Raw genomic sequence first — 4,110 nt, 5'->3', positions numbered from 1 at the left:
GCGCCTACCTGCGAACGCGTTGGTTCGCCGTCCTCTGCTGAATCACGATCGACCAGTCGAACAGTCACCGCAACGTTGCGTCGTGAACGGCGCAAGTAATTGTCGGTGTTAAATTCGGACCAGCTTAACCCCTAACCGCGACGGCCGGCGGCGCTGACGCAACGCCTGTCGGCGTATGAGTATTGGGCGGAAGATTTCTTCTCGAACGCCATGCACATATTGTACCGTGATAGGTATGAGAGCTGATCGATGCTCCACCATGCGCCGAGGCCAGTAAGGAACGCGCAGGCGGCAAGAAAGATTTGCGTCGAGACCGGCAGGGCGCTCCAGCGTGCGAGCCAAGCGCTGATGGCATTCATGTAGTCGCTCTTTCATTTTAAGGCGCAGGCTAGGTATCCTGTTCATCCCGCCGCGTTTTGTTGATTCCCGCCATTCTGTTGACGAAACACGCCCTGCGCGTGCAATCCGCTTCGGTCCTGTCGATTGCGTGCCGCAGCCCGAACAACTCGCTGGTCGGTCAGCGCYAGCGGCTTGTCATTCGGCCCGTTGAACTTGCCGCCGACCMCCACCGCAAGCCGGGCGCGCGCACCATAGCYCGGCACCTCGCGCCGCGTACTCTTGTCCAGTGGAAGCTGCCCGATTTCGAGTGGCAGGCCAGTGGGCAGAAGAAAGCTTGTCCGAGTTGCACGGCGGTGATCCGTTCCGGGAATGAGTTTGAGCGAAACTTCGAGGGAACAGCGGCGYCTCCGGCGCGCGCGCTTTTGGGGGCATTCCTCCGCGCCGTGCGGGAGAGGCACGGCGCGTGACGCTGGGCGCATGTCTCCTTTTCCGCGCATTCCGGACGCCGGGTGGCGATGGGGACAGAGTCCGAGAAGGGTCGGTTTTACCCCTTCTATCTCGGTCCGGAAGCTGACGTTCGATGAGGCGGTAGCACACGATAACCCTCGCCTTGGCGGCGAAGGTGAAGACCGTCTACGTGCCCTGCCGCCCGTTCCAGCCTATGATTCACAGTGACGCCCGTCGCCTCGCATGGCGCCCGCACGATGCGGCGGGCAGACTCTGCGCGCATCCTGCCGAAGCGATGGGTCCTCGAGCGCACCTTCGGCTGGATGCCCCGGTGGAAGCGCCACGTGCGCGACTATGAGCAACGTCTCGACGTCGCCGAGGCCATGATGGATCGGCCATCCTTGAGCATTCTCAACCGGCCCCCCCAGGCTCTGCCGCTGCTGTAACGCCCGCTCCTGAATAATGGGCGCGCCTCGGGGCACCCTACATGCCCGCGCCCCGCGGCGAGGGGCTGAATGCCGCTCGCGGGCCTCCCGAAGCGCTCCTTGAGCAGGTGACGAGCCTCCTCGCTGGAGCGACCGACCTGCGGATTGTTGACGGTGTTGCAGAGATCCGTGTCGAGCGCACAGTGCCCGAAAGCTCGATTGGCACGATGCGGCGGGTAGACTCCGCGGGCATGATCAGGTCGAGGGCGCTTTGTCGCCCGCCCGCGTTGGAGTCAGCGACCGATTTCGCCGTCTTCACCCTGAATGGCGTCAGGGAACAGCGCCCTGGCCCAAGGAGCAGGATGGGCCAGCGCCCACGTGAAGGCCGTCTACGTGCCTTGCTGCCCGTTCCAGCTCATAGACCCAGCCGGACTCCCATCGCCTCGAACCGCCAGCGCATGGCGGCGATGACGTCGGGAGCGTCGCCATACGCGATGACGAGATCGATGGCCGTGCGCTTGCCAACGCTGGGGTCAAGGGTTGAATCCCATCGCCCGCAGGCGGGCGATGGAAAGGGCGCGCAAGGGGGTATTCGTAGAGTTTCGTTCCGTTTCGCACTACGGCGGCGATCAGCCCCCAAAAATGCTCTATTCCTCCTCGTACGGAATGTTCAGCACCTGCCCGCAGGCCTTGCAGTGCGACGCGTCGGGATCGTGACGGAGCAGGCCGCAGGTCGGGCAGGGGAAGCGCACCTTGTTCGGACGCAGCACCGCCTTGGCCAACCCGAAGAACAGCGTCACGCCGCAGATCATGATGGCGACCGAGATGAGCCGCCCGGTGGTGCCCGACAGCGTGATGTCGCCGAAACCGGTGGTGGTCAGGGCCGTGACGGTGAAATACAGCGCGTCCGCATAGTTTGTGATGTGCGGATTGCTGGCGTGCTGCGTCTCGTAGACGAAGCCGGTCATCACGAACAGGAACACCACGAAATTGGCGACCGCGATGATGATCTCCTCGTTGTCGCGGAAGTACGCCGAGTCGCGACGCAGCCGCGCCAGCAGCTGGTAGCTGCGCAGCAGCCGCAAAGTGCGTACGACGCGCAAGAAGCCCGCGCCCTTGCCCACCAGCGGCGCGAGGAATGACGCGATCGCCGCGATGTCGGCCAATGTGGTCGGGCGCAGTAGGTCGCGCAGGCGGTGGCGGCTGATCAGCAGGCGCGCTCCAAAGTCCCCCAGGATGACGAGGCCGAACACGACATCGACCGTCTCGGTGACGGCGTTACCCGGAACGAACGAGGTCGCGACGATGAACAGCAGCGTGACCAGATCGAAAGTGAGCAGCGTGTAGCGGAATCGATGCGCCCGGTCCGAGTCGCCCTCGTAGAGCTCGCGGATCAATATCTGGGCGCGTCGGAACGGCGGCGTGGCGGTCATGGCCATTTTCATCCACTCAATACGCAAGGCGACGTGGCACCGATCTTGCGATTAACGGGCCGATGCGGCGGCACTAGCAGCGTCTGCAATTGTTGACATCACGAATGCAACCAGCGTTGCGATTGCTATCACGATCTTTATTGCTTGCTCCTGTTCCCAGGCCCGTGAAGCCTCATGCTGCGCCGGATCGTCCATCCTTGAGCATTTTCAATCGGACTCCCAGGCTTCCCCGCTGCTGTAACGCCCCTCCAGCGTTTTCCACCCCTGAACAACCGGCGCGGATTCGGGACGGACGCCTCGGGGCACCCTACAGGCCCGCGCCAGCCATAGACGGCCAAGGAAGGCTGTCTCACCGCTTCAGGCTCACAGAACCGGCGATGGGCTGAATGCCGCCCGGGGCCCCCAGAAGCGCTGGTCGCGCAGGCGACGAGCCTCCTCGCCGGAGCGACTGACCTGGGGGATTGTTGACGACGTTGCAGAGATCCGCGCCCGCGCCGTGCAGGAACTTGGCGAGGGCTGGGATCTGCGCCATCCCCAGCGCACGGCGCCTGAAAGCTTCGTTGGCACGAGGCGGCGGGCAGACTCTGCGCGCATGATCCGGTCGAGGAGGCTTTTTGTCGCCCGCCCGCGTTGGAGTCAGCGACCGATCCCACCGTCTTCACCCCTGAATGGCGTTGGGGAACAGTGGGAGCAGGATGGGCCAGGGCGCAGGCGATTCAACCGTGACGCCCGTCGCCTCGCATGGCGCCCGCACGATGCGGCTGTTGGACTCCGCGCGCAGGCGAATGCTTGGGCACCATGCTGCTTGTCGCAGTCGCGGCACATGGACGATATCGGCAACGAATTGGCGCTGAACGCCGCCGGAACGCGACGGCGCTGACCGCTACCGCTCACGCGAGTTCCATCCCAGAAAGGTAGCGCGACACCACGCGAGAAAGTCGGCCAACATCGGCACACCTGCGAGCAAGAAAAGAAGCACTGCGAGCGGAATGGCCGAGACGAAACCGATATGCTTGAACCCCAGGGCGCCGACCACTCCGCCTAGCAAGAACGCCCCGAGCAACGAGGCGAGCAAGCGCAGCTTGCGCCGGTCGGCCAGAACCCAGCCACCAAGCGGGGCTTGCGCGCGGTTCCAGTAGAAGAGCTTTCCGAGCTCGATGCCGATGTCGGTGGCGAGGTTCTGTTGCAAATTCCCGCGGCGCCATAGAATTTGGTGGTTCGTGCCCTTTCACGCCGCTGCGATAATCTCAAACTGCGCTGCGATGGACGGGTTTGGATTGTAGGCGTATCTGGCCTGTCTCTTGCGCATCATGTGAACCATCTCGATACCGACCAGGGTTGCAGCGGCGTTTTTGAATGATGTTAAGCCAAGCATCGATCGGATTCGCCGTTTGATCCGCCGATGATCCTGCTCGATCCGATTGTTCAGGTATTGGCTTTGCCGGATTCGGATCGGCTTCAGCTCT

Annotated in this window: 3 protein-coding genes and 1 pseudogene; 1 reads left to right on the top strand and 3 read right to left on the bottom strand. The window is 63.4% G+C overall.

The features are described from left to right. The first annotated feature begins 1,010 nt into the window (after positions 1–1,010). Positions 1,011–1,232, top strand: a complete 222-nt coding sequence (locus tag AC1DW9_RS36240; RefSeq protein ID WP_441509159.1) for a hypothetical protein — start codon at positions 1,011–1,013, stop codon at positions 1,230–1,232. A gap of 626 nt (positions 1,233–1,858) precedes the next feature. Here the strand turns inward: AC1DW9_RS36240 and AC1DW9_RS36235 are convergent. The 3 genes and pseudogenes from AC1DW9_RS36235 to AC1DW9_RS36225 all read right to left on the bottom strand — a co-directional run. Then, positions 1,859–2,644, bottom strand: a complete 786-nt coding sequence (locus AC1DW9_RS36235; protein ID WP_441509157.1) for a potassium channel family protein — start codon at positions 2,642–2,644, stop codon at positions 1,859–1,861. 937 nt (positions 2,645–3,581) lie between these two features. Next, a pseudogene (locus AC1DW9_RS36230) lies at positions 3,582–3,821 on the bottom strand (DUF1275 family protein); the annotation flags it as partial. A 51-nt stretch (positions 3,822–3,872) separates the two neighbouring features. Next, a partial coding sequence (locus tag AC1DW9_RS36225) for a DDE-type integrase/transposase/recombinase (RefSeq protein ID WP_476855387.1) occupies positions 3,873–4,110 on the bottom strand: 238 nt, incomplete at its 5' end.

The organism is Allobosea sp. P4_E12, from assembly GCF_056401655.1.
The sequence above is the reverse complement of the archived record's forward strand: the minus strand, read 5'-3'. Positions and strand labels throughout refer to the sequence as shown.